Source organism: Sporomusa sp. 246TCP1, assembly GCF_057319775.1.
The window spans coordinates 402,655-423,283 of record NZ_CM170492.1 but is presented as its reverse complement, the minus strand read 5'-3'; the positions used below and the strand labels follow the sequence as shown (position 1 = coordinate 423,283).

Sequence of the window (20,629 nt, the reverse complement as noted above, 5' to 3'; positions counted from 1 at the left end):
ACCCCGTTTGATGGACAGTAGAAACACATAGTATACTGATATCAGAGAGGGGATAGAAAAGATGAAGCAAGCTAAGAAGTACAGCGCAGAATATAAGATGGAAGCAATTCGACGATTGGAGCAGACGGGTGAATCGGTCGCTAAAGTGGCTGCTGATCTTGGGGTTAATGAAAATACGATGCACGGATGGATAAAGCGGCACCGTGAAAAACCGGTAAATCCTTTTCCCGGCAGCGGCAAGCTCAGCGACGATGATGAAAAGATGCGTAAGCTGGAACGAGAAATTCGTGAGCTGCGGGAGGAAAATGAGATTTTAAAAAAGGCGGCGCAGTACTTCGCCAAGAACCTCAAGTAAAAAGGTTCGAGTTTATCGCAGAACACCGCCATGAATATCGGGTAGCGAAGCTATGTGAAGTGCTCTTTGTTGCAAGAAGCGCTTATTACGCATGGGAAAAACGCCCGGCAAGCAATAGAACGCTTGAAAATCAAGCATTAGCTGAAAAAATCAAAGAAATTCATGAAAGAAAGAATCGGACCTGTGGCAGCCGGAAGATGACCCGGGAACTACGACGACTCGGCAATCATGTAAACCATAAGCGGGTCGAACGAATCATGAAACAAGAAGGAATCCGCTCGAAAGTAGCCAGGAAGTTTAAGGCCACTACGAATTCTAACCATACCCTGCCGGTAGCTGAAAACCTCTTAAATCGTGAGTTCACAGCAGAAAAACCTAATCAGAAGATGGTAAGCGATATTACCTATGTATGGACTGAGGAAGGTTGGCTATATGTTGCTGGAATAATGGATCTTTGCGGACAGAAGATAGTAGGCTTATCTATGGGGGATAGAATGACGAAAGAACTAGTGATAAACGCTTTGAAGAGCGCTTATTTTCGGGTGGGCCGGCCAGAAAACGTATTACTTCATTCGGATCGAGGCAGCCAGTACTGCTCCCACGACTACCAAAAGCTGCTGAAAAGATATAAGTTCACTTGCAGTATGTCGCGGAAGGGAAACTGCTGGGACAACGCGCCAATGGAGTCATTCTGGGGGAAAATGAAATACGAATGGCTCAATGAGCATCGGTTTAAGACAAGAGATGAGGCAAGAGCTGCCGTCTTTGAATATGTTGAAATATTTTACAACCGACAGCGCTTGCATGAAACCAACGGCTATCTAACTCCGGAAGAATATTATTCAATCGCCTTGGCGGCGTAGGCAATTGTGCAAAACATTGCGAATGTAGAGACTGATGATTGTAGTGACTATAAACATCGGCTGTAGTGACTATATTTCACAAGAGGTTGTTATCATGTTTATACGAACAATAAAACGCAAGCTCAAAACCGATACGGCGTTTGATTTCAAGCTACTTGAATCTTATCGTCAGGCCGGATCGCCTCCCAAGCACAAGTTTATCAAAGGTTGGACGATAAAGAAGTCGGACATTTGGGCCATGGGCGACATATTCGTAGACGACATAGAATTTGATCTCGATTTAGCCGGGATGAGTCGTAGCGAAATCAGGAAAATTATCGCGTCGATACGAAAAAAGTTAGTGACTTTGTTGAAATAATGAGCATGGCTTTGAGATATTGAGAAATTCTTGGGTTTTTCCTGTCTATTTTGCGGGGGACGCCCCAGTATGCCGTCTCAATGGCTGAATTTGGATCAAATTGTCTTTTCATATTGAATACACCTCCGAGAATCATGATAATACACCAATAGGTCGGAGGCTATTACGGAAGTATGTGAGAAGGAGAAACCTTGATTGGGATTCAATCAAGCAGAACTTAAAAATGCGGTTTTAGAAACGCCTTGAAGAAAAGAATGACCATGCTGCTCAAAAAAAGAACCAAGGTCGGTAGATGTGTTAATGGATGGCATTGAAGATAAGAAATCAATAGCAGTTTGGTAAATATTCTCAAGAATGCCGAGCCAGAGCGCTTTGTGAATAAGAAAAAGACGCTTCCAGGCATAAAGCGTCGAAGGGGCAATTTGATACTTGTTACAAAGTGCATGAACTGTCAAATGGGATAAATAAAAGTCGCGCAAGACTTGGATGACGAAAGGGAGACTGTAGGAACTATACGGAATAACGACTTCCGGAAGAATTGCATGAGTATGGTTACAAGAGGAACAAATAATTCTGGAAATGTCTATCTCATGCGTAACGGTGCTGCCCCCTTCGAAAGAAATGAGATAACGCTGATAGGAATCGTGATAGGACCAAACCGGATGTTTTGCTCCACAAAAAGGACAGGGCATTTTCACATATGAAAAGTCCTGCATAGCAGCCAGAAACAAGTCCTTGGCAAAAAGTTTTTTAAAATTTAGCTTGCAAAAAACCGAAAATACTCTTATCATAATTTCTAGGTATGATGCGTATTTCGTACGCATACTCAAAGAGAAAGAGTGTTTGGCGGGCAGCGAAACGGACTCTTTCTCTTTTTATGTCCAATCTTTTTATATAATGATACAGAATTAAAAATGACAGGTCAATATGAACCGATGATAATGTGACGATATTTATAACAGGATATTATCGGGCTGAAGGATAGCAAAGGAAAACAATTTGCAGTATTTGGGCTATGCCGGGTAAAAACAACTCGGCGCACTACACTACGCTTGGTTCTGGAAAATTTTTACGCCAAACTTGGGTTATGGATAATAATACTTTTATTGTTACTGTTTACCATAAAATCTAAAAATCCTGCAAAAATTTGCAGGATTTTTAGATATCATTGTTGTTTTTGATAATTATTTAGAATTTAACCTTAAAACTTGCTTGGAAAATTCCAGTTCAATAAAGCACAAAAAAAGCTGTGGAATACTTATCTCTAAGCTTTCCACAGCCCCCTACGACTCACTATGAAGGATTTGCTTTTCTCACCCGCACTTACTAAACCCGCAATTCCTACAAATTACGCAGCCGCTTTCATATTCAAGCACCTTGCCGCATTCCGGACAGGCATTGCTGGATATGCTGCAGCTATTATCTACTTCAACTTTCTCGCCACTTTGGTATTTCATTACCTTTTCGATAACCCTACCAATAGCATCAGGACAGGATAATACCTTCAAGTCATTTTGCCTGATTGTGGAATGGCACCGTATTCCTTTTAGCTGATCAATTATCGAATTTACATCCATGCCGGAGCGTAATGCGATCGAAACCAGCCTGGCCGTAGCCTCAGATTGCGACGGGCAGCCGCCTGCCCGGCCGGTGTTGGTGAAAACCTCGCAGATGCCGTGCTGATCATAATTTACCGTAATGAATATCGAACCACAGCCTATTTTGACTTTTTCCGTAAAGCCGGTAGTGATATCCGGTCTGGATCTTGGTGCAAAAAAGCCTTTTTTTGTGTCAACAAGGGTATTTTCCTGTTCGGTTGTTTCTTTGACATTAACTTTACCGATATTAAGCACCTGCGAATCCCGGCTGCCATCCCGATAGATTGTTACCCCTTTGCAGCCAGTCTGATAGGCTAAGTTAAACACATCGGCAACATCTTCCCTAGTTGCCTTACTACTGAGATTCACGGTCTTCGAGACAGCATTATCTGTATATTTTTGAAATGCTGCCTGCATTTTCACATGCCATTCCGGGGAAATGTCATGGGCGGTAACAAAAACGTCCTGCAGATATTCCGGTATTTCGGTCAACCCTTTTATTGTTCCTTTTTGGGCAATTATCCGCATTAATTCATCAGTATAGAATTGACCCTTTATGGCAGCTTGCTTGAAAAATGGATTTGTTTCGATTAATTCGTCATTATCCATAACATTTCTTATATATGATAAAGCAAACAAGGGTTCAATACCGCTGGAAACACCGGCAAGGATGCTTAACGTGCCTGTTGGTGCTATTGTGGTTGTGGTTGCATTGCGCAGCCTAATCCCCTGCTGCTGATAGCTGCTGTTCTCAAACTGCGGAAACACACCTTTTCGTTCGGCTAATTCTATTGACGTTTTTCTTGCTTGCTCCTGAATGAAGCCCATCACCTGCTCGGCAAGTTCCAGGGCCTGCTGCGAATTATAGGGGATATGTAATTGACAAAGCAGGTCTGCCCACCCCATAACACCTAGGCCAATCTTTCTGGTGCTTTTGGTCATCTCATCAATTTCGGGTAGGGGGTATTTATTCACATCAATGACATTGTCCAAAAAATGAACCGCTTTTTTAACAACAGTGCCAATTCGTTCAAAGTCGACCTCAGGCTGGTTCGTATTCTTTATCATCAAACTCAAATTTATCGAGCCAAGATTGCAGGCTTCATAAGGAAGCAGCGGCTGTTCACCACACGGGTTGGTGCTCTCAAATTCTCCCAGAGCAGGTGTTACATTGGCCTGATTAAGCCTGTCCAAAAATATGATTCCAGGTTCGCCATTACTCCAGGCCATGTCCACAATTACATCAAATACTTCTCTTGCGTTTAGTTTTCCGACAGCTGTCTTATAATGAGGATCTATTATTTCATATTCTTTATTCTCTTCTACCGCTTTCATAAATTCTTCCGTGATTCCAACACTAATATTAAAATTTGTAATATCGGCGTTGTCTTTTTTACAAGTGATGAAATCCATGATATCAGGATGATCGACTCTAAGAATCCCCATATTGGCGCCTCTTCTCGTACCACCCTGCTTTACCGCTTCTGTCGCAGCATTAAAAACTTTCATAAAGCTAATCGGACCACTGGCAACTCCACCTGTGGAATTCACTGCCGCACCTTTAGGCCGTAATCTTGAAAAACTAAAACCTGTTCCGCCACCGCTTTTATGAATCATGGCCGCATTTTTTATTGTTTCAAATATATCTTCCATTGTGTCTTCTATCGGCAGTACAAAACAAGCGCTTAATTGTCCCAAAGGCCTGCCGGCATTCATAAGTGTTGGCGAATTTGGCAGAAACTCCAGACCAGACATCATTTCATAGAATTCAGTCTCAAGAGCCTGCAGCTCGGCTGCTGAAACATACGCAGCATCTGCACCGGCGACAGCTTTAGCAACTCTGTGGAACATCCCGTTAACATCTTCTAACAGCTGACCATTTTCATCTTTCGACAAATACCGTTTTTCAAGAACCTTAATAGCATTAGCTGATAAACTCATAATAACCCCCTGGTATAACACAATATTTAGTGTTACTATCCATATTCGATACTATATATTGTATATATTATCAGTAAACCCGTCAAGATTTTTTTGGCTCTTTAAGGAGTCCAAAACTCATAAAAAGGCCACGGCTTACACAGAGCCTTGAGCCAAGTGCAAGCCAGTATTGCCCCTTATCGTACCTTTTACTTAACTCTAACCACCACAGTCCCAGCCAGCTTATCTCCTAATCGCTGATTGCGCTCTGATGACCATACAAATATTGCAGCTACTAAATAAGCAAATAAGCCATCGATAATCCGACAAGCAGTGCGCATGGCAGCAGCCGAAATGTCACAGGCTGTGCCATCGCTTTTTTCGACGCGAAGACCACACAGCATTTTGCCAGGTGTGGCACCTGTCTTGCCTTCAAAATAAGTGTAGTAACAGAAACCAACAACGAGTGACCAAAGATAATATGTGCCACTGACGTGGCCATTGCTAAAATCACTGCCCAGCACCGCGGCTAGTACCCCGCCGATAACAATTAAGATAATCCCATCCATAATTGTTGACAAAGCGCGAATACCCACACCCGCCCCCCTGGCAGGAATAGTAGTGTTATCTGGTATATCCACGTTTTTCACCTCCTATTTGCCCTGATGTAGTAATATATGCGCCACAGTTCAAGTAAGTGAAAAAAGAAACCCCCGCTTATGGCAGCGAGGTTATAGCTCGATTATCGTTCCTTCTATTGCAGCGTTTTCCTTTATCTCCAAAATGGCAAAACTCGGATCTGAGCCACCCCGGGGTAATCTGAGGCTGCCGGGATTAAGCAGCAAAATACCTTCATGCCACTTGTTATACGGAATATGAGTATGACCAAAAACGACTACACTGGCAGCATACTCTTTTCCCCAAAAGGCTAGTTGCGCCATTCCATGCTTTACATCATAACGATGACCATGAGTTATCCAGATAGTTTTACCGGCAACCTCGACATATTCATCGGCTAATGCAGCATTTGTCCGGTCACAATTACCGGCAACAACGGTTACCGGCAGGCCGGTTAGTTCTGCTAACCGCAAACCGTCCTGATAGTAGTCACCGGCATGAAACCATTGCTCAACCGGACCAGCGGCGGCAATCACTTTTTTCAGTATAGCTATGTCGCCATGAGTATCACTGACAACACCGATTCTCATTTTTCCTGGTCCGCCAGTTGCGTTACTAATTTTTTCAACGCCCGACCACGGTGGCTGATTTTATTTTTTTCTTCCGGCGACATCTCGGCAAAGGTGCGGTCCATTTCGGGAACAAAGAGCAGCGGATCATAGCCAAAACCATTAGTTCCGCGCGCTTCAGTTAGGATAATGCCTTCCACTGTACCATCAGCCTTATACCACAGCTTTTCGGCATCCGCAAGTACTAATACACAACGGAACCGGGCTGTACGCTTTTCTGGTGGTACACCAATCAACTGTTCAAGCAGCTTTTCGTTATTGTCCTGATCACTGGCGTTTTCGCCGGCATACCTGGCAGAGTAGACCCCTGGTTCGCCTTTTAGATAGTCCACTTCCAAGCCGGAATCATCAGCCAGACACAGCTTGCCTGTTAAACGCGCATAAAACTGTGCTTTGGAACTGGCGTTTTCTGCAAAGGTTTCCCCTTGTTCAGGCGCTTCCGGGAACTTTCCTAAATCGGCTAAAGATAACACCTTATAAGGCAAGCCGTTTAGTGCTGCCTTAAATTCAGCAACCTTACCAGCATTTTGGGTAGCCACAATAATTTCGGTTATCGTTTTTTCCAACGTTATCCCTCCCGGCCTACTTTCCACGATACCGGCCCCAGTGTTTCTTTTTGAATATCAAGTAAAACCTCAATACCCTGACTGGCAACTGCCAGCATCTCATTTAGCTGTTCCTGGGAAAAAGTTCCTTTCTCTCCAGTTCCCTGCACTTCAACAAATTGCCCACTCCCGGTCATAACCAGGTTCAGGTCAACAATAGCTGTGGAATCTTCGCTATAGCAAAGATCGAGATACACGCCTGCAGGCAAGATGCCCACACTAATTGCAGCTAAAAAGTCTTTAACCGGAAACGGCTTTGTACTTTCGCCCCAAATACTGTTAATGGCGTCTACAAGTGCTACAAACGCCCCGGTTATGGCGGCAGTCCGGGTACCGCCATCGGCTTGCACAACATCACAATCCAGCCATATCGTCTTTTCCCCCAAAGCCTTAAGATCAATAACACTCCGTAAGGCCCGGCCGATTAAGCGCTGAATTTCATGAGTACGGCCTGTCTGCTTCCCTCTGGCTGCTTCTCTGACATTGCGGCTTTGAGTAGAACGGGGCAGTAAGGAATACTCGGCACTTACCCAGCCCTCGCCGGAACCTTTCAGAAATGGCGGCACTTTTTCTTCAATGGTAGCTGCACAAATAACCTTGGTATCACCGAATTCAACAAGTACAGACCCCTCGGCATATTTTAAATAATTACGAGTTATTTTTACTTTTCTCAATTCATTGGTTGCACGTCCGTCTGCTCTGATCATAATGGCCTCCTTAATTATAGCTATTCTTAGATTTGTTCTAGTGTATCCAATTCTTTGTCCTGGAGGATGCAGTAGTCATATTGACCTTCTTGTTTCGCTTTATGTACAGCATCCCGCGCCTGGCTCCGGCAGGTGCTGCAACTATTTCTGGGAATCATGGCGGCAAATGCTGTTTTAACTCCAAACGAATTGCCCTCAGCCTCTGTCGCAACCGTCTGATAACCGTGGCAGTGAGGACAGATTCTTACAGTCTCTTGCTGATGCTCTTGAATACCGCTATCATCATAATAAATGCTGCGCCGCCGCTGCCAAAAGTCTCCGGCCTGGGCTACTGCCTCACGCCTAAGCTCATCCCGCTGACGCCAGATGTCCTGCCAATTGGTAACTAATTGAGCAATATACCGGGTGTTAGCCGCCGATTGCCGCGGACAACGGGCAATGTCAGGCTCTACCACCCGGCTATAATCCAGACCGGCCATAGCCAGAATAATGCCGGTATTGACGTATGGCAGCGCATCTTCAATTGAGTAGCCACCTTCGAGCACAGCAATATCAGCGTTTAGCTTCTCAGCTAACCGGGCATACCCCTGCGCCGTAATAGCCATATTAGCAAGCGGATCACTATAATGATTATCCTGCCCGGCTGAGTTAATAATAATGTCTGGCTGAAAATCTTCCAGTACAGGCAGAACAAGGTTATCCAGCACATAGTGAAGGCCATCATCTGTGGTGCCCGGTGGCAACGGGATATTAATGGTTGAGCAGAGTGCACTTGGACTACCGAGCTCTGTCACAGCTCCCGTTCCGGGGTAGAGTGTCCGTCCGTCTTGATGAAAGGAGATAAACAAGGTGTCTGGATCATGATAAAAAATATCCTGCGTCCCATCCCCGTGGTGAACATCAGTATCAACAATGGCAATACGGTTAAGTCCGTAATGCCGGCGCAAGTACTCTATCATGATAGCTTCAATATTGATGGTGCAAAAGCCCCGCGTACCCTGCACTACCCGCATGGCGTGATGTCCGGGAGGACGTACCAGGGCAAATGCATTTGTTACTTCCCGGCGCATCACGGCTTCGGCCGCGGTTATGGCCCCGCCTGCCGACACGAGATGGGCGTCGGTAATGAGGGAAGCGATATCCGGCACACCAATATGGACACGCTGCGCGTCCTGGATTGTTGCCAGCTTAGGGCGGTACTCCCTGATAGCAGGTAAATCCAACAATCCTTCTTCAACAATCTGATCCCGCGTATAGAGCAGGCGTTCTTCCCGTTCCGGATGTGACGGGGTAATCGCCCAGTCAAAAGCCGGAAAGAAAACTAATCCCAATGATTTATTATTCATTTCCTGCCTCCCCCGCCTGTACCGGCATGAGCACACCTGGTTTTAACTGCAGCTTGCAAGTCATGATTTTGCCGATAGTGTTAAAGCCGCGAATGACATTAAATTCTTCTTCATACACTCGTTCACTTACCTGTGCAGCGTCAGTTATACCGCCTGCGGCCGCGCGCTGCGCGAGATGGGCTTCGGCCGCCGTCCAGGCAGCTGCCAAATTAAACTTGCGTTTGTCCACCGACTGCTTGATGCCTAGCTCCGGCACCGTATAATAGCCCTCGGCACTGTCTGCTCTGAGCGTAATCTCTGTCGTCGGCCGGGCAGAGGCCGCGCCGATAGCATTTGCCACCATATGACCGGGTGGTACTTGCCAGGGGATACTAAGCTGCTCGGCAACCAGTGGTGCCAGGCCTTTCGCCGCACCGCCAACACCAATAAGCAGTTCCGGGGTAAATGCCTCACCATGAACAATATCTTCCACTTTATACACAGGTCTTGCGGCCTGTTCACTCAGCATAGTGCCTATCGCCTGACACACCGTATTGACTGCCACCCGTAAGGTCTCCCAGGCAGCATCTTCCGGAGTTTGGTTACTAGCAGCCACACTAGCCATGGCCTGTCTGGCCAGCGCCTCGTCGCCGTAATCAATCAGCCCGGCAACCCGCAGTGCATCGGTTACAGCAGGTTCTGCACCACCGCTGGCCATAGCAGGGCCGCGGCGCATAGGACCGACCAGCAAGCCAGTGTCTTCACGACGGCGGACATAACTATCGCCGCCAATCCCCACTGAGCATAGCCAGAACGAGCGTACTGCCGTAGGATAATTGTTGACACTGGCGCCGCCCGGAGCCAACAAGGGCACGCCATTTTGCCACAAAGCAATATCGGTACTTGTACCGCCAATATCTAATGAAATGGCCGATTCCGCCGGATTAGCCAGCGCCATAATGCCTAACACACTGGCTGCCGGTCCGGTAAAGATGGTTTCTACCGGCCTATTTTGAGCTGCGGGCAGCGGCAAGGTGCCGCCATCGGCTTTTAAAATATAAACAGGAGCAGCAATCCCTCGTTCCACAATGGCTGTTTCGATGGCTGCCGCAAAGTTGGTAAAGATACGCCATACCGCCGAGTTATAATATGCCGAGTTGATCCGCCGGAGGTAGTTTAGTGAACCAGATAACTCAGCTCCTGAGGTTATCTGAGCAGGTTTTAGGTATTCCTGAACCCAACCGGCTACCTGCTGCTCCTGCGCCGGATTGCGCACTGCAAACTTGCCCACAACGGCCGCGGCTTGCATACCGCCAAGCTCGTGACAGACAGTAACTACTTCTTGCTTGACAAGTGCCGCTTGTTCCCGGCCCCGGTGATCGGTATAGCCTGACAAGAAATGTGGCTGTCCTGGTGTCAGCCCCTCCAGATTAAGCCCCGGACCTGGCAGCAGCAACAAAGCTACCTGGTCGATTTTTCCTTCTATCAGGGCATTAGTCACAATGGTTGTTGACAAAGCCACCCGCCGAATGGCAACTCGATCGATATTGGTAAGCACCTTGTCAATAACCGTTATAATCCCTGCTAACAATTCGCCATGTGTCGTCGGCGTCTTGGCAGAAGCCAAAACATGACCATCCTGGATAACTACAGCATCAGTAAATGTCCCGCCCACATCAATTCCCAGCAACATAATTCTTCGCCTCCAAACCATTTGGGATCAGCTATTTGCCAGTGTATACAGCGCAGCCGATGGCGCCGTTAAGTTGGGGATGCTCAGGCACAATAACCTCGATGTCCATTTCCCGGGTAATAAATTCCTTGATAGCGCCACCAAGGGCAACGCCGCCGGTAAAAACAAGTTTATCGCTCTTCAGGGCCACAAGCATGGGTTTTATCCGTTTAAAAATGGTATAGTTTACCCCGGCTGCCAACGCAGCGGTGCTATAGCCCTCAACAATCCGCCCGATCAGTTCTGATTCGCCGAAGATGGCACAGGTGGCGCTAAGTTCCACTGGATTAGCGCTATAGCCTGCCAACTCCTCCAAACTGATATCAAGCACCCCTGCCATATTCTCCAAATAACGTCCAGTACTTGCGGCGCATTTGTCATTGGTCTGAAAGTCTACCATTCGCCCTTTGCGGACCTTGATTACCTTACTATCCTGACCGCCTAAATCCAGCAACGTAAAATCAGTTAACCCCGTCTGCGATATCGCGCCCAGCATATGGGCCTTTAGCTCAGGAATGATGGTTGCACCGACAATATCGATCGTATTGCGTCCATAACCAGTGGCTGTAAGATGAGTAACATCCAAATATCCGATAGCAGCAAAATCGACTACCAGCCCCGAATCAGTCCGCTGGCCATAATCACGATAAAATTTGGCTGTTTCGTAGATGCTTGCTGTCTTAAGCTGTTTTGCGTCATCCATCATGACTATCTTAACACTACGACTGCCCAAATCTATACCACAGCGCATAGTCATCCTCCCATCTTAACGCAGCATTTCCAAAAAGCTTTCCATTCGCAGTCTGGTTCTGGCATCTATTTTTCCAGGCTTGTCGCCTTCAATTGTCAAAATAGGTATCGTAAGTTTTTCCCGAAAAATCATGTCCTCAATTTGACGAAAACAAAAACTCTGTACATAGTGAATCAGACCATCCAGATTACGCCGTTCAATTTCAGTCTCAATATCATTAATCCGGCCAAACACACCATAGGGATATGTATACAGGCGATATTGCTCAACAATATCGTCTGTGGCAAATGGCATAGCAAACTGCCGTTGCACCTCGTTATATACTATTCTTGCTCCCATCGTTTCTAAATAAGGGTATAAATCAGTAAAAATAGGCGGCACACCGATAAAGCCCAATCTCAGGTCGTCGGTATACTCTGAAGCATTGTCTGCTTGTTGCAAAAAACTATCGACATCACTGGCAAACGTCTCAGTATCACTATTAAAATCACTGCAGCTTACCTGATACAAATGGTTGTATAAACCGCTCACGGTATTTTCCTGCCAAGTACGTCGATCAATCTCTGCTACGTTAAGACGGAGTTTGTCCAACTGGCGCTTGACGCCATAAACCGCCTCCCAGTTTGTCCCTAATGTAGCCATCAGTTTTTCCATTTGCAGTTTCAATAGATCATAATCGCGATCAAACGGATACGCAAACGGAATGGTTTCAATGCCGGCCAATTGGTAAGTCTCCATCAGGGCATGGGTATTACTGCAATCGCCTTGCGTAACAGCAATAACTTTATCTATACCGCCAAAACTGGCGTTAAATTCCTTATTTACCATCACTGCATATAATCCCTTTATCCAGCCACAAATATTCCGGGGATATCCAGCCTCCTCGGCTGTTTCCACCATGCGACCGGCCGCAGGGCTAGTAATAAATATATTGTTAAGATCAACAGGAATATGCCCTGCTGCCAAAATAATCTCAACCGGCACAGTAGTCGTTATGCCGATGCGAGCCATAGTAATCCGCCTCCCAGATATTTAAGACAGAGGATAGTAAGTCTACCCTCTGTCTGTGAAAAAGTTCAAGTTATTGTGCGACGGTTTTTTGTACAGCTAAACCATAGTTTTTAATAATAACGATCGGCGTTTTTTGACTGGCATTCCCAAAAGGGTTATTAATAAGGATTTGGGCAATCTCCTTCGGAACTAATCCTTGGGTCGCTCCCAATACTGCCGCCCGCTTCAGGTCATTGACATCAGCAACAACAGCTCCATAACAGCCTAAACGCTGTTTTATGGCTTCAGCCACTCCATTGGGATCAGCCGGTCCATATACCAAACACTTATCAAAGGGGGGCATCGTACCGGTAACATCGTCAATCAAGGCCGTTTGTCCACCTGCCAATTCATAGAACAGGCCGCTTCGCCCCACCAATTTACCTAGAAAACCAACAAATAAAGCCCAGGTTATCCGCCAACTGCCTTCTGCATTCATGGCTGTCTGCATACCGTAGGCGCTTGCCAGGCTGCCTTCTTTCGCGATAAACCGGCAAAGTACCCGGGCCAGCAGTGACGGCTGCAATTCTTCCGGTCGGACAAAGCGTCCCTGGGTAATCGCGACAACGCTTTCAGCTACCGATACCACATCCTGCGGACCAATATCCTCTTTGACATATTTCTCAATCACATCAACAATGTTATCTTTATCAGTAAGTATACGAGTAGGTACTGGTTTTAGTTCTAATGCCTGCTCAGTCATATTCTGTTTCCTCCTATCTGGCTGCAGCACCTTCACTAGCAGCAAGTGCCTTATGTATTTCATCAGCTGTCATAATCAAGCGCTCTTTAGCAATATACCAGAGACTACGAGCGACTACCTGATATACAATATCAATCGGCATATCCACCATGTCTTTGAGCACGGCCCTAATGTCCCCTGACTTGGCAGTAAATTTTACTGTTAAAATAATTGATCCACCAGTAGTCACAGGAATAATACAGGCCTCCCAATAACCATCATTCCGGTTGGCACGATCAAGTGTCAAGCGTGAATCGGTGTCTACAGCATCAAACTGTTCACAAGGCAAAAAGTGACGGGGAAAAACATCCATCAGCGTACCGTCTTGTGAGCCATTGTTGATAAATGGCACAGTGGTTGAAAAGGTTGCTGTCTCTTTGGTTATTCCCGTAAGCGTAAAATTAGTCCGTTGGTCCACAATAAACTTAAAATTGGCATCTCCCTGCTTGGCAATGTACAGCCACACGCCAACAGCTGCCCCTAGCACAACAATAAGTAAAAAAATTAAAAATCCCACACCATAGCCTCCGTATCCGGGTATCGGCAAGAAACCCTGTTATTCAACTTAGCCCCTAAAATCCTGTACGATGACGCCGCTGTTCAAATTAGTTTCTCTTAGCGACATAGATAATATGCAGCAACCGTAGCTGCCAGTAATCGACAACACCAACCAACCTTCTTCTTAAGAAGGCTTATGCAGCTTATTAAAATACTTGTCCGGCAGACGAATTATTTTTCCCTGGTTGTTAGTAAACACATTTTGTGTACTCCCCGTAGCCAATAGTGTCCCATCTGTTTCTTTAAGAACACGGTAAGTAAACACCAGTTTTACTTTGGATGCTTCCGCTAAAACAGCTTCAATGAGAATATAGTCATCAAATCTGGCTGATGCACGGTACTTGCAGTCAACACCGGTAATTGGAAAAACAATATCATCGGCCATCATATCAGTAAGTAAAACGCCAACCTGCCGCAAATACTCAACCCTGGCCATCTCAAACCAGCGAAAATAATTAGAGTGATGTACCACCCCCATCATATCGGTTTCCACAAATCTTACTTTTTCTCTTACAGTAATCATATACCTTTTCCCATTCCTTAATTGATGGTAAATAAAAAAGCACGCTATCAGCATGCTGGTAGAAGAATTTACTTATTTATTGTACTCTTTCTTGGACATTATTGTCAATGCCGGATTGCTCTATATACAAGTGTTACCGATTTTTGCAGACGAATGGTCGATCTTCAAACTCTAACTATTATGATTGCACCCCTAACATGCTCCTGCTATAATTAAGTATACACAATTTCCCACAAGAAACCGCTATCGCTGCCTTTTGATCTTCAGCCAAAATAATAGTAATGCTATAGTCCACAATACATTTTACCCTTTGCGTACTTTGAGTACTTTGCGGTAACAATCCTTAAAATAGGCTTTGTTTTGGGCTATGAAGTTAGGTTTGGAAACCACAAAGAACGCAAAGGGTTACGAAGGGTAGATTGTTTAATAAAGAATCTTTACGTACTTTGCGGTAAACTCTGCATCTTTATACTTTAATAATAAAAAAAGGAGACTTTTATGGCAGATAGTAACACTGTACAGGCCCTCGCACTACCGGCACGTATTGACGCCGAGGCCGCTATTATCTTAAAATCTACGTTGATTAAGCTCATCAATGGCGGAGCCAGGAAAATTATCTGTAATTTTTTTGCTACTGAGTTTCTCTCAGAAGAAGGAGCAGAAGAATTACTCCAGGTAGCTCGTTTTCTGCATAAAGTTGGGGGCGAGCTTGGGGTTTGTCTGATAAAACCGGATGTTAAAGCCAATATATTGCAACCGCAATTTTTTAAGTTTTATAGCGTCGAAGAATCAGTAGCTTTAGTCGCCCTAAGGAACCTAGTTACCTATTTTGATCTGTATGAAGATATCTTAGATCTTAAGGTTCGCATGGAGAACACCGTTGCTTATATTGAGATCTATCTCGGTTTTGACGCTAACCAGACAATGGTCCAGGTACAGAAGACGGTGGAACTTATTCGTCATAGTCTGGAACAAGAACTCACTGACGTTCATGTGCTCATCGTTCCAAGTACCACAATTGAGGAAAGTTCCCCTTCCCAGCCTGTGGAACAAACAAAGCAAATTGTTTTTTCCAGTCAGTCCCATGCGGTTTGGCAGCTTGCTCAAGCTATTCAGCAAACAATCCCGGAAGATATTCCCTGTAGTTCTATTAATGAGGCCTCTGCTGCCGATAGTTTTGATTTAATTTCGATTGTCTTTCTTATAGATCAAGCTACAGCTGACTCTGAAGCAACACTGTATCTAAAAGAATTACATGATCAAAAATTGGCTTTATTTGCCGTCACCGAAAACTATCCCTACTCTGGTTACGCCGGGGAGTGTATGAAAAATATCACAGCCCTGCTGGACACCAGCAATACTATTGTAGGAAAATTCATCTGCCGGACTACTGACAACCAAATTCCCGACACTGACTTAATGCGCGCACGAAATAAATATTTCGATATCATCCAGGAAAATACATAAAATATAAAGTCCTCGCCAAGCTGCGGGGACTTTTGTATTTACCAGCTACTCACTTTTTTGGAGAAATACACCCATAGTACATCTTGAAACACAGATGATATTTCCGGTCTCATCACTGATTCTAATATCCCATACCATAATTGTTCTCCCGCGATGAATAGGTTTTCCCACTGCTGTAACCTTCTATCGGCTTTCACCAAATCTCCTGGTAATCTGTTTACTATAAAAAGTAGAAAGAAGGGTCATCGGCTTGACACTGATGACCCTCTGGCATGTCCATAGATTCCTTAGGATTAATCGAGATACTCTAAGCGGCCACCATGTTTAATAGTCAGGCGGGAAATGGTAATGCGCTGTACGGTGGGAGTACCTTCTTCTAACCACATTGCGCGGGAATCGCGGTACAGGCGCTCAGTAGGACCATATTCACAATCTTCGAAGTACCCAACACCACCAAAGATCTCCAGCATCTCATCACCGCACACTTTGGTAACCTGGATACTGAACAGTTTGCACATCGCAGCTTTTTCTTCAATGTATTCTCCATTGGGATCTTTTTCATAGTCTTTCGCAAAATCATAAACCATAGTACGCAGGGCATGGATATGAGCAGCCATGTCGGCAATCTTCATTCTGATAGCCTGGCGTTCAATGATAGGTTTGCCAAAGGTGACACGATCATGAGCACGTTGGAGGGAAATTTCCAACATACGCTAAGCCATGCCCAAATTGCTGGCGGCGATGTGGACACGCGAAACAGACAGAGAGTGAATCGAGATATGAAGACCATCGCCTTCTTTGCCAAGCAGGTATTTTTTGTTGACTCTCATGTTGGTGAACTTTAAGCCAGTATGACCTGATCCGCGGCACCCCATCATGTGAGGCATAGGAGTAACTTCGTAGCCCGGAGTGTTGCAAGGAACCATGAAAGTGGAGAGACGGTTTCATCGCCGTCTTTTACGGCTAAGGTTTTAATATCGGCACCAGTTCCGCCTGTTTCTTCGGTAACAGCCCAACAGGTAAAGACTGATCTATCCTGGAAGCCAGGCATTAACTCTTTCTTAAGCTCTTCACTGCCAAAGTCATACAAGGGGCGCCAGTTTAAATCCATAGCATAGTGCAGATGCATACGCATTCCGCCAGGGCCACGACTAAATTCCTCCTGAACCTTCAAAATTTCCAGCTCGGAAAGGCCCCAGCCACCGTATTCTGTTGGCAGTGAGCAACGATACAGGTTATTTTTGATACCCAGTTGATAGAACTCCTCGGGAAACACATTCGTATCCTCAATTTCTTTTTGCATCTTATTATAAGTAAAACCACATTGTTCATAATAGTTTCAGCACGGAATAATCTCAATGAATTACCGCAAATAAAAAAAAACCCGCCTAAACTCATCGTTTTAGCGGGTTACAGGTTGCTTTATTCAGTCACTAATCACTCTAAACTTGAAACTTATTGACTGCATCCCGTAAATCCATTGCAAGATGGGCTAAAGCTTGGCTGGAGGCAGCTATTTCCTCCATCGATGCGGATTGTTCTTCAGTAGCGGCTGAGACGCTTTGTGCTTCGCTGGAAGCTTTTTTACTCAACTCATCAATTTGTTGTACTGAGCTAACAATCTGCTGACTGCCAGTTGCCATTTGATTTACTGCCAAAGACATGTCCTTAATTTGGTCTGATACTTGTGTTACCAATTTTGTAATTTCATTAAAAGCCAGACCTGAAGCATTAACTATCTCTGCTCCCATTTTAACTTTCTGAGAACCTTCCCCCATGGCAATAACCGCTTTGTCGGTATCGCCTTGAATTTCTCCAATAAGTGTAGCAATTTGCTTGGCAGCTTCCTGGGATTGCTCAGCCAACTTACGTACTTCTTCTGCTACCACAGCAAATCCGCGTCCCTGCTCCCCAGCCCGTGCTGCTTCAATGGCGGCATTTAAGGCCAGAAGGTTGGTTTGACCAGCAATACCAGCAATCGTATCTACAATCTGGCCTATTTCTTTAGACCGTTCACCTAGTTTGGCTACTATCCCGGCAGAACTCGTAACCGTCTGTTCAATATGTGCCATTTGCTGCACCGCTTTATCTGCTGCAATATTACCTTCGTTGGCCTTTTTAGCGGCTAAGACCGATTGTCCGGACACGTCACTGGCGTTAGCGGCAACTTGCTGAATACCTGCCGACATCTGCCTTATGACTGCCGAAGCATCTCCGGTTATACTCAACTGTTCTCCCATGCCTTGTGCCACACCAACAATGGAGCCGGCCACTTGGGTGGCCGCCTGGGCTGATTGGTCAGCGCTAGCCGTCAACTCCTCAGAGGCTGCAGCCACCTGCTCAACAGACACGTCAATTTTCTTCATCAGCGTACGGACATTGCTGCGCATAGCTACCAAAGAATCTGCCACTTTTCCGATTTCATCTGTTCTGATAGCCCGGCGCGACTTATCACGAAAATCACCATTGGCAAGTTCATCACAAACTAAAGTCAACTCATTTAGCGGTTGAGTTATAATTTTTGTTATGTACCAGCCGCTCAAACCCAATACAAAAAAGGCCGCCAACAGAATTCCCAAAGTAATTTGGTTAGCATTTTCAAAAGAGGCTTGGTTATCCTCGTTCATTTTTTGGGATAATTCTGTATAATAATCGCTAAACTCGCGCATTAGATCAATATACTCGGCAGCCTGCTTATCCACATTAGCATCATATAAGGCATATGCTTCGGCATTTTTATTTTGCAAAGCTAAACTAATAACTTGTTCCCTTGCATTACGGTACTTTTCTCTGGCCGTGTTCACTTTGTTCAACAAATCCTTGGCCTTAGCATCTAGATGAATTTTTTCAAGCTCTGTCAGATTAGCAGCAGCTCGTTTACCGGTATCCTCTATGATTGCTTTAAGTTGCTTATTTTTATTATCATCCGTTGTAAGCATCAACTCCATGGTTGCCGCATTAGCTCTGGTAATAAACATGCGATTTTCGTTTAAATCCCGGACAGGGATTAGCCTGTCCTTATACATGGTATTTATTGTAGTATTAGATTGCTGCAGGTAATAATACCCTGTAAAACCGATAACCCCTAACGCGAAAAAAGCGATAAGTATTAAAACTCCTAATTTGTACATTACTTTCATATTGTTAAAAAAGGTCATATTCTTTTCTCCTTATATTTTTCTATATCTATTTTTTTCAAAGACTATCAACATTTCGAGTTCTTTCAAGATTTCAGGAAGTTTCTTAATTAATTCCTCCAATTCTTCTTTTGTCAATTCAAACTCTTGCTTATCTAGCATAAGCCTCCCTCCTATGAATTAATAAAACAAGACTGCCAGGAACATCGCGAAAATCGTACAATTCTCTGATGCAACCTGGCAGTCATCGATAATAATACCTTTAGACCCACGGCTTTGCGTCCTTATTTTTCAATAAGTTTGCCTTTGATAAACTAGTTATTCAATTGAATGTATACCCCATAAGTTAGTCCAGTACTGCAAGATACGGACCTTTTCACTTTGTAAACTCCACGAAAAATCTGCAAGGGACCATTTACAAAATAAAAGCCTCATATTTCTCAATGAAATTGATCAGAAAAAGCTAGCCGAGATATTCCTTTTGTTTTTTCATTAAAGCTCAAACTATGATTTGACCATAAAACAAACATTTTTATACGGACTAAACACTAAGGATTTATTGCGTCCGGTTCGTTTAACAGAATATAAAGCGGCATCAGCCTTTCGAATCAAATCATCTTTATCCGTTACATCCCCTGAAAAACAGGCGATTCCAATGGAAATCGTAACTTTTCTTTTGGGCATTTTTTCACGACCATAAAAGGATTTTTGTTCAATTCTTACTCGTATTCTTTCGGCAATTTTGAGTGCCTCGTACGAAGAACAATCAGGTAAAATAATGGCAAATTCCTCACCGCCATAGCGAGCAGCAATATCGTTTGGACGAATACTATCTTGAAATATTTTTGCTACTTCTTTTAATAAGGCATCACCCGCTTGATGTCCAAGATTATCATTGTATTCTTTGAAATAATCCAAATCAAGCAATAGTAAAGAAAGATATCTTTTACTTGTTCGCGCACTCTCTAAGACTTGGGATAATTCCTGTTGAAATCTATTATGATTATAAAGCCCCGTCATGCCATCAGTATCCGCTTTTATACGAAGTGCTTGATAATTCTGCTGGCGGTTAATAATGGTTTTTATGGCATGATCATAAGCAATAGCCGCCAGCGAATTACAAACTAATAAAGCAAAGGTAATCTTAAGATAATTATCTAAGTTGGCAAAAGGAGAAAAGTAGACAAAAGCATTAAAATATTGTGCAATTAGTGCAAAAACCATTGTTGATGTTAATGTGCAAGCCACACTTGCCATAATTAACCCGATTGTGCGATTCCTTACTTGTTTTACAATACAATATGCCAGCGGACCACATAGTAAGGCCACGGGCAACCAAGAGATCCAGCCTAAACCTCCGAACATTAAGCGATATACAATTGTCATAGTGCCAACCAAAAATGAATTTAATGGCCCTAAGTAGGCACTTGCCAATGTGATAATAGCTATTCTGAGGTCAACAACAATATCAGGAATTTGGATAAAGCGAATAGGTATTAACATTGATACTAACGCAAGTACACTAAAGAAAATTACTCCCCTACTATGTATTTTTCGAGCGCTATATTTCAAAGAACCTTGCGTTACCATCGGCATGAATAAAGAAATAAATGTATACAGGAGAGCTAAGTTTTGTAATAATTCATACACGATAGGAAAAAGATTAATATCATTAAATAAAATCATTGTTT

Annotated in this window: 23 protein-coding genes and 1 riboswitch; of the genes, 4 read left to right on the top strand and 19 right to left on the bottom strand. The window is 44.4% G+C overall.

Going from position 1 to position 20,629, the window contains the following annotated elements; translation table 11 throughout:
- Positions 1-52 precede the first annotated feature (52 nt).
- Together AC1ECB_RS02050 and AC1ECB_RS02045 are read left to right on the top strand one after the other, a co-directional pair.
- A protein-coding gene (locus tag AC1ECB_RS02050; protein WP_485669255.1) for an IS3 family transposase occupies positions 53-1,218 on the top strand; the annotation gives its coding sequence in 2 pieces (ribosomal slippage) (positions 53-326 and positions 326-1,218; 1,167 coding nt in all).
- Between the two features lie 34 nt (positions 1,219-1,252).
- Positions 1,253-1,576, top strand: a complete 324-nt coding sequence (locus AC1ECB_RS02045) for a hypothetical protein (RefSeq protein WP_485664417.1) — start codon at positions 1,253-1,255, stop codon at positions 1,574-1,576.
- Between the two features lie 206 nt (positions 1,577-1,782).
- Here AC1ECB_RS02045 and AC1ECB_RS02040 read toward each other — a convergent pair whose 3' ends face one another.
- The 13 genes from AC1ECB_RS02040 to AC1ECB_RS01980 form a co-directional block, all read right to left on the bottom strand.
- Positions 1,783-2,367, bottom strand: coding sequence for a DUF6431 domain-containing protein (locus AC1ECB_RS02040; RefSeq protein WP_485667238.1), 585 nt, complete (start codon positions 2,365-2,367; stop codon positions 1,783-1,785).
- Between the two features lie 522 nt (positions 2,368-2,889).
- Entirely contained in the window at positions 2,890-5,115 is a 2,226-nt protein-coding gene (locus AC1ECB_RS02035) for a vitamin B12-dependent ribonucleotide reductase (protein ID WP_485667237.1), read from the bottom strand.
- 188 nt (positions 5,116-5,303) lie between these two features.
- The gene (locus tag AC1ECB_RS02030; RefSeq protein WP_485667236.1) at positions 5,304-5,735 is read right to left on the bottom strand and encodes an RDD family protein; all 432 of its coding nucleotides are present in this window, start codon (positions 5,733-5,735) and stop codon (positions 5,304-5,306) included.
- 90 nt (positions 5,736-5,825) lie between these two features.
- Positions 5,826-6,302 carry a metallophosphoesterase gene (locus AC1ECB_RS02025; RefSeq protein ID WP_485667235.1) on the bottom strand — a complete coding sequence of 159 codons (477 nt, stop codon included), beginning with the start codon at positions 6,300-6,302 and terminating at the stop codon, positions 5,826-5,828.
- A complete protein-coding gene (locus AC1ECB_RS02020) occupies positions 6,299-6,907 on the bottom strand; it encodes an XTP/dITP diphosphatase (RefSeq protein ID WP_485667234.1) in 609 nt (202 codons plus the stop codon). Before AC1ECB_RS02020 ends, AC1ECB_RS02025 begins: the two co-directional genes overlap by 4 nt.
- A gap of 2 nt (positions 6,908-6,909) precedes the next feature.
- Positions 6,910-7,653, bottom strand: coding sequence for a ribonuclease PH (rph, locus tag AC1ECB_RS02015; protein WP_485667233.1), 744 nt, complete (start codon positions 7,651-7,653; stop codon positions 6,910-6,912).
- A 26-nt stretch (positions 7,654-7,679) separates the two neighbouring features.
- Positions 7,680-8,999, bottom strand: a complete 1,320-nt coding sequence (locus tag AC1ECB_RS02010) for a histone deacetylase family protein (RefSeq protein ID WP_485667232.1) — start codon at positions 8,997-8,999, stop codon at positions 7,680-7,682.
- On the bottom strand, positions 8,992-10,671 hold the full coding sequence (locus AC1ECB_RS02005) for a hydantoinase/oxoprolinase family protein (RefSeq protein ID WP_485667231.1): 1,680 nt from the start codon (positions 10,669-10,671) through the stop codon (positions 8,992-8,994). Before AC1ECB_RS02005 ends, AC1ECB_RS02010 begins: the two co-directional genes overlap by 8 nt.
- 31 nt (positions 10,672-10,702) lie before the next feature.
- Positions 10,703-11,461, bottom strand: a complete 759-nt coding sequence (locus AC1ECB_RS02000) for an acyl-CoA dehydratase activase (protein ID WP_485667230.1) — start codon at positions 11,459-11,461, stop codon at positions 10,703-10,705.
- Positions 11,462-11,476: 15 nt separating this feature from the next.
- Complete coding sequence (locus AC1ECB_RS01995) at positions 11,477-12,472, bottom strand: 2-hydroxyacyl-CoA dehydratase family protein (RefSeq protein WP_485667229.1); 996 nt, start codon at positions 12,470-12,472, stop codon at positions 11,477-11,479.
- A gap of 70 nt (positions 12,473-12,542) precedes the next feature.
- On the bottom strand, positions 12,543-13,214 hold the full coding sequence (locus AC1ECB_RS01990; protein WP_485667228.1) for a coenzyme F420-0:L-glutamate ligase: 672 nt from the start codon (positions 13,212-13,214) through the stop codon (positions 12,543-12,545).
- A 13-nt stretch (positions 13,215-13,227) separates the two neighbouring features.
- A complete protein-coding gene (locus AC1ECB_RS01985) occupies positions 13,228-13,770 on the bottom strand; it encodes a hypothetical protein (protein WP_485667227.1) in 543 nt (180 codons plus the stop codon).
- A 165-nt stretch (positions 13,771-13,935) separates the two neighbouring features.
- A complete protein-coding gene (locus tag AC1ECB_RS01980) occupies positions 13,936-14,334 on the bottom strand; it encodes an acyl-CoA thioesterase (protein ID WP_485667226.1) in 399 nt (132 codons plus the stop codon).
- Between the two features lie 498 nt (positions 14,335-14,832).
- Between AC1ECB_RS01980 and AC1ECB_RS01975 the strand changes: the two genes are divergently transcribed.
- Positions 14,833-15,801 (top strand): flavodoxin family protein, encoded by a 969-nt coding sequence (locus tag AC1ECB_RS01975; RefSeq protein ID WP_485667225.1) that lies wholly within the window; start codon positions 14,833-14,835, stop codon positions 15,799-15,801.
- Between the two features lie 45 nt (positions 15,802-15,846).
- Here AC1ECB_RS01975 and AC1ECB_RS01970 read toward each other — a convergent pair whose 3' ends face one another.
- The gene (locus tag AC1ECB_RS01970) at positions 15,847-15,972 is read right to left on the bottom strand and encodes a hypothetical protein (RefSeq protein ID WP_485667224.1); all 126 of its coding nucleotides are present in this window, start codon (positions 15,970-15,972) and stop codon (positions 15,847-15,849) included.
- Between the two features lie 122 nt (positions 15,973-16,094).
- On the bottom strand, positions 16,095-16,511 hold the full coding sequence (locus AC1ECB_RS01965) for an acyl-CoA dehydrogenase family protein (protein ID WP_485667223.1): 417 nt from the start codon (positions 16,509-16,511) through the stop codon (positions 16,095-16,097).
- Between AC1ECB_RS01965 and AC1ECB_RS01960 the strand changes: the two genes are divergently transcribed.
- Positions 16,407-16,646: a hypothetical protein gene (locus tag AC1ECB_RS01960; RefSeq protein ID WP_485669422.1), complete on the top strand. Its 240-nt coding sequence runs from the start codon at positions 16,407-16,409 to the stop codon at positions 16,644-16,646. The two genes, AC1ECB_RS01965 and AC1ECB_RS01960, sit on opposite strands and share 105 nt — an antisense overlap.
- A gap of 29 nt (positions 16,647-16,675) precedes the next feature.
- Here AC1ECB_RS01960 and AC1ECB_RS01955 read toward each other — a convergent pair whose 3' ends face one another.
- The 4 genes from AC1ECB_RS01955 to AC1ECB_RS01940 all read right to left on the bottom strand — a co-directional run bounded on the left by AC1ECB_RS01955 (position 16,676) and on the right by AC1ECB_RS01940 (position 20,624).
- Entirely contained in the window at positions 16,676-17,104 is a 429-nt protein-coding gene (locus tag AC1ECB_RS01955) for an acyl-CoA dehydrogenase family protein (RefSeq protein WP_485667222.1), read from the bottom strand.
- Positions 17,105-17,243: 139 nt separating this feature from the next.
- Positions 17,244-18,959: a methyl-accepting chemotaxis protein gene (locus AC1ECB_RS01950; protein WP_485667221.1), complete on the bottom strand. Its 1,716-nt coding sequence runs from the start codon at positions 18,957-18,959 to the stop codon at positions 17,244-17,246.
- Positions 18,960-18,971: 12 nt separating this feature from the next.
- On the bottom strand, positions 18,972-19,100 hold the full coding sequence (locus AC1ECB_RS01945) for a hypothetical protein (protein ID WP_485667220.1): 129 nt from the start codon (positions 19,098-19,100) through the stop codon (positions 18,972-18,974).
- 66 nt (positions 19,101-19,166) lie between these two features.
- Positions 19,167-19,253: riboswitch (cyclic di-GMP riboswitch) on the bottom strand.
- A gap of 189 nt (positions 19,254-19,442) precedes the next feature.
- Complete coding sequence (locus AC1ECB_RS01940) at positions 19,443-20,624, bottom strand: diguanylate cyclase (protein ID WP_485667219.1); 1,182 nt, start codon at positions 20,622-20,624, stop codon at positions 19,443-19,445.
- Positions 20,625-20,629: the final 5 nt, after the last annotated feature.